The organism is Chloroflexota bacterium, assembly GCA_014360825.1.
In the GTDB taxonomy this organism is placed as follows: Bacteria; Chloroflexota; Anaerolineae; order UBA2200; family JACIWT01; genus JACIWT01.
This window is the reverse complement of sequence record JACIWT010000044.1, coordinates 1-5,317: the sequence shown is the minus strand read 5'-3', so window position 1 is coordinate 5,317 and position 5,317 is coordinate 1. Positions and strand designations below refer to the sequence as shown.

Here is a 5,317-nt window from a genome sequence, read left to right as displayed (position 1 = left end):
ACCTTCCTCGCCTGGTCGAAGCCGACCTGGCATTAGGACTACCGGTAGAGACTTACGCTGCAGATCGGGGGCTACGACGACTCAGACAATCACGTTTTCCTGGCTGAAAACGGTTTGCATTCCGCTATTCGGCTGAACAGTTATCGGACTCGGAAGAAGGACCTCAACAAGAGGGTGTGGTTGGAAAAGGAAGTTACTGAGCCATATCAGGCCGGTTTGAAGGAGAGGTACAAGATCGAGCGCAAGTTTGGTGAGGGCAAGAGATATCACGGGATGGGGAGGTGCCGCTACCTTGGTCTGGTCCGTTACACCATTCAGAGCATTCTGACGGCCATCGTATTGAATCTCAAGCGGTTGGTGAAACTGCTCACTGGGGTCTCATTCCGAGGCCGGGCCAAAGTAGTGGTCTAGACCGAGGGAGAAGTGCGTCTGAGAGAGGAAGAGGGTAGAGCGAAAGGCGGTTAGAGGATGGAAAATGGTCTGATCAGCACTAGGCTTGGCTTTCTAAGAGGTTCTCACAAGCCTGTGATAGGTTTGTAACCTGTCAATTTTTCCTCTCCGCTAGAGAGTTAGCTCTCAATAACCCACTTTTTCAACACTCTCAAAGAATGCGATTTTTGCCCAGACGGAGCTCGTGATGTATACTTTTCTTACGTGGACGAGTCACACTTGTGACTTGATCTGTTTCTCTGTTCTCTCAGCCGCTGCTTACAGTTTTGCAGCGCCATAAGAGAGCGTTTTCTTCTCTCATTTGCGGAGACTGAACCCGATTTGGCAAGTCTGTGAGAAACCAAAAAGAAGGTCGGATCTTATACGTCCCTCGGGGAACTGCGGAGACTGGCGAAATGGGAAGAGAGATGTCGTGCGTTGGGTGTGTGCTCTGCTGATCGACCTGATGGATCGCACCTGGAGTCCAGAGGTAGCGATTACCTATGATGTGTCTCAACTCGTGGAGGGAGTAGCCGGTAATGTTGTCTGTAAGACCACGCGGACATCACCTCGATGCTTCGTTGGTTTCCGCATCGTCGCCAACGAGCGGTGGTGGTACAGCTGAAACGCGGAGCAGAGGGTTGACATTAAGGGGTGGTGCATTAATTGCTATTGCCACCTTGGTTTTGTCTTGTACCCGTGCCGTTCCCCCGGAAGGCCAGTGGCAGACAATAGGCGGGCAGCGCACTCAAGCGCTAGCGGTCTCAGATGATGTGGTCTGGATGGGCACGCTGGATGGCTTGCTAGTATGGGAACGTGCCACCGGAAAAATGTGGCACTACGCCGCCGAGAGTCTGCCCCCCAACATTCGGGACGTGGCAATCGACCGAGGTGGGAGCGTGTGGATGGCTGCCTGGGGGGCAGGAGTAATGGTCCGCGAAGGCGAGCGTTGGCGAACCTACTCCTCGGAGAGTCACGATCTCGCGAGCAATTTTGTCACTGCACTTCTGCCTGGGGACTCGCGGGGTGGCATGTGGTTCTGCACCTGGGACAGCGGCGTTACTTCTTGGGCTCGGGACGGCAACCGACGCACCTACACATCGCGGGACGGCTTAGCAAGCAATTCTGTGACCTGTGTGGCGGAAGACGTGGAGGGGCGGCTCTGGTTCGGCACATGGGGCGGCGGTGTCAGCGTATATACCCCACCCCCTGCCGGTGGAGGCGATGGATGCTGGAGTACCTACAATACGGGTCAAGGGTTGGCTGCTGACTACGTGATGGACATTGTTGCGGATGGGTCAGGCCACATTTGGGTAGCAACCACTGCAGGTGTAAGCGTTCTTGATCGTGGCAGTTGGCGAACCTATAGTGAGCACGATGGCCTGGGGGCCGACTGGGTCTGGTCATTGGCAGCAGTGGGCGATGTGGTCTTCGCTGGGACGTGGGGCGGCGGGGTCAGCGTTTTTCGCGAAGGCGGCTGGAAAACCTACACTGTGGCCGATGGACTCTCGAGCAACGAAGTCCGGGCATTGGCTGCCGACGCGCAAGGGCACATCTGGGCCAGCGGCGCCGGAGGAGGCCTGAGCGAATATGATGGCGCAGCGTGGCATACGGTTGTCGGTGCGACAGCCTTACCTTACGCTCCGATCACGAGCCTAGCGGCGGATCCTGCGGGCCGTATCTGGGTTGGCACCTGGGGCAGTGGCGTGAGCGTCAACGATGGCAGTCAGTGGCGCACCCATACCATCGGGGACGGTGTGGGCAGCCGCTGGGTGAATAGCATCGCCATCGGTCCCTCTGGTGAGGTGTGGGTGGGCACTGAAGGAGGATTGAGTGTCTACCGAGACGGTTGCTGGACAACTTTCCCTCTGCCTCGTATCCGCGCCCTTGCTATTGAGGACAATGGCGTCGTTTGGGCTGGTGGAGGGTCACGCATCAGGCGCTACGATGGAGTCTCATGGGCCGATTATGAACTGCCCAACGGTGGAGATGTGTGGGCTCTGGCCTTGGACCCAAGAGGACGCCTATGGGTGGGCACATGTGATGAAGGGCTTTTTGAGTTCGACCCGCGGCGCGGCACTTGGGTGACGGAGCATACAGAGGGCGGGCTTGTCCTGCCCTGCGATGAGATCACTGCACTGGACGTGGATGAAACGAGCGACTTTCGCGTATGGGTCGGGACGCGCTGTGGTATCGCCGTCTTGGACTCCTTTGATGGTTGGGTATGGCGGGTTCACACGATCGACGATGGCCTGAGCTGTAATCGGGTGGTGGCATTACATGCGGCTGGGGGCCGTGCGTGGGTGGCGACAAGTGGCGGGGGCCTCTCCATTTGGGATGGCACCGCCTGGCGTTCATACATCCCTGCTGGGGACCCACAACAAAGTGTGCTGACTGCACTGACCGTGGATGAGAAAGAAAGGGTGTGGGTTTCCACAAGCACCGGAGTGAGCGTTTGGGCGCCACGGTGAATGTTCTGAAGGAGGGAGTAGGTGTGACGGTCCGAGGTAAAAGTGCGACATATCGTTTGACCTTTCTGGCCCTGTTCGGGCTAATCCTGGCGCTCCTTTTGGCCCACGAGTTTGCCTATTTTCGCACCTGGATTATGGAAGATGCTTTCATCTCATTTCGTTACGTTCGCAATTTCGTGAACGGCTACGGGCTAGTGTTCAATGTCGGCGAGCGGGTGGAAGGCTACACGAATTTCCTGTGGGTGATGGTGCTGGCGTTGCCTGCTGCGCTTGGCGTGGACATCGTGACTGCGGGACATGTCGGTGGCGTGCTGTTCAGTGTTCTTGCATCTCTTATGACTTATGTGCTGGGTCGTTGGATTTCGCCACACGCACCGCCACCATTATCGTTGGTGTCAGTGGGGTTCCTGGCAACAAGCGGCAGTTGGGTGGTTTGGGCCACCAGTGGGCTGGAAACACCGATGTATGCTTTTTTGCTCACCGTAGCGGCATATGCCTATCTCCATGAGCGTGGAGGGCGGAGCAGAACGCTGCCAATTTCTGGTCTCGTTTTCGCCCTGGTAGCTATGACCCGGCCTGACGGCACACTGTTCTGGCTGCTCACTCTCCTGCACGCACTCGCGGAGCGCTTCGTGCGGCGACAGCGATTGGTGGACGGAACAGTGCTGTCGCTCGTGATCGGGTTCGTGGTGCCTTTTGGATCATATTTCGCTTGGCGTACTTGGTATTACGGCTATCTCCTGCCCAACACATTCTACGCCAAGGTGGGAGCCTCAGGCTCGCAGATGCTGCGTGGATTGAACTATACGCTGCGTTTCTTGTGCACATACGGTTTGTACCCGCTCCTTTTGGGGGCGCTGTTGGTGCTTTCTCAACGCTCGCGTCCGTGGGTTGCCTACTTCTCATTGCTGTTGTTGGGCTACATGGCCTATGTAGTGGCGGTGGGCGGTGACGCTTGGGCTGCGTCACGCTTTTTCGCACCAGTGCTGCCGCTCCTTGTCCTACTGGCCCAGGGCGGTCTAGAAGCCTTGTGGGAGACTGTTGGTCCGGGCCGAAAAGTAATGCTGGCTTTCGGTCTGGTGTCGGCAGTCGTTATGGCAGGGTCGCTTTGGCTTTCAGCCAGCGATGCTGCGGTTGTCTTGCGCGATGTCACAGTGAGGGATGGTAGGGCCGTCGGCCTATGGTTTAAGGAACACGCTTCGCCCGGTGCGGTCCTGGCGACGAATACCGCCGGAGCAGTGGCTTATTATTCCGAGTTGCGCATTATCGACATGTTGGGTTTGAACGACGTTCACATCGCGCACCGTCAGGTGCCTGTGGGGGCACGACTCGCCGGACATGAGAAAGGGGACGGGGCTTATGTACTGGCCCGGCGGCCAGATTACATCCTGTTCTGCGGGTCGGTGGGCCTGGATACGCCCTGCTTCCGCAGCGACCAAGAGTTGTTCGTTGATCCGCTGTTCACCGAACTCTACGAGAAGAACACAGTCTATCTGAGCGGCATTTCCTATCCATACAAGTTGACCTTCTATCGGTTGCGCAGTGCGGAGTCAGGTGGGTTGTCCGGCTTTGAATCACCAGAGGCGCGTGCCGGTGTGAATTTTCCAGTGTGCTCTCTATGCGAATGAACCACTGCCGGTTGAAGGAACTATCCGTTTGCCTGCGCAATGCGTTGGGTCTGGTTAGCGTCATGCCTGCCCTAACGATTGACAGGCGAGTTCGTAGGGCATAGAACGGTGGCAGTATGTCGCTTGCGTAAGACCCTGAGCCTGGAGCGGCTGCTGGTCGGATCAGGAGCACGCCAACTCGTTTGGGATCGATGTGGTGCCCGGAGTGCTGGGGCATAGCAGAGAACCAACCGTGTTTAGCAATGGAGACTGGATCAGCGTATGTTTGCAGAGGGGTGGTATGCAGAAAATGTATTGGTTGAGGCCGTGCCGTTGTGCGGAACCGTGAGCGATGTCAGTAGGAATTGACCTGTCTCGCTTTCTGATGGATGTTCGAGGGCCCGCGGGGAGCGAGTCTAGTCAATGCCGTGGCGTCTTTGACATTGGTCTGAATTGTAGGAACCGATTGGGTGTTGTTGGGTCAGGGTTCCTGGGGAGATTCTAACGGATGCGTTTTACTTGCGGTGGTCATCTTGCCATGCATTCACAGGGCTTACACAAATCAAGAGGCACAGCGATCTGCCCTTCGCTGATGTGGTGTGCTTGGACTACATCGCCCAGCGTTCCTCCTGGCTCGACGTAGCGATCCTTCTCAAAACGGTCCCCGTAGCCCTTTCGAGGAGAGGGGCCCGATCGCTTTGTGAATGAGTAACTGCAATCTGCCTATTTTGAAACTTATTTTTGACAAATTTACGGTTTTGTGTTACATTTGTGTAATTGTCAGACAGTTTGCGATCCATTACAGGAGAT

At 56.5% G+C, this 5,317-nt stretch carries 4 protein-coding genes and 1 pseudogene (1 of these 5 cut by a window edge); all 5 read left to right on the top strand.

Features of this window, described 5'->3' with window-relative positions:
* A pseudogene (locus H5T64_13190) lies at window positions 1-36 on the top strand (transposase); it begins 567 nt to the left of the window's first position.
* A 21-nt stretch (window positions 37-57) separates the two neighbouring features.
* The gene (locus H5T64_13185) at window positions 58-411 is read left to right on the top strand and encodes a transposase (GenBank protein MBC7265290.1); all 354 of its coding nucleotides are present in this window, start codon (window positions 58-60) and stop codon (window positions 409-411) included.
* Between the two features lie 451 nt (window positions 412-862).
* Window positions 863-1,054, top strand: a complete 192-nt coding sequence (locus tag H5T64_13180) for a hypothetical protein (GenBank protein ID MBC7265289.1) — start codon at window positions 863-865, stop codon at window positions 1,052-1,054.
* Window positions 1,055-1,070: 16 nt separating this feature from the next.
* Window positions 1,071-2,900 carry a hypothetical protein gene (locus H5T64_13175; protein MBC7265288.1) on the top strand — a complete coding sequence of 610 codons (1,830 nt, stop codon included), beginning with the start codon at window positions 1,071-1,073 and terminating at the stop codon, window positions 2,898-2,900.
* Window positions 2,901-2,923: 23 nt separating this feature from the next.
* Complete coding sequence (locus H5T64_13170; GenBank protein MBC7265287.1) at window positions 2,924-4,528, top strand: hypothetical protein; 1,605 nt, start codon at window positions 2,924-2,926, stop codon at window positions 4,526-4,528.
* Window positions 4,529-5,317: the final 789 nt, after the last annotated feature.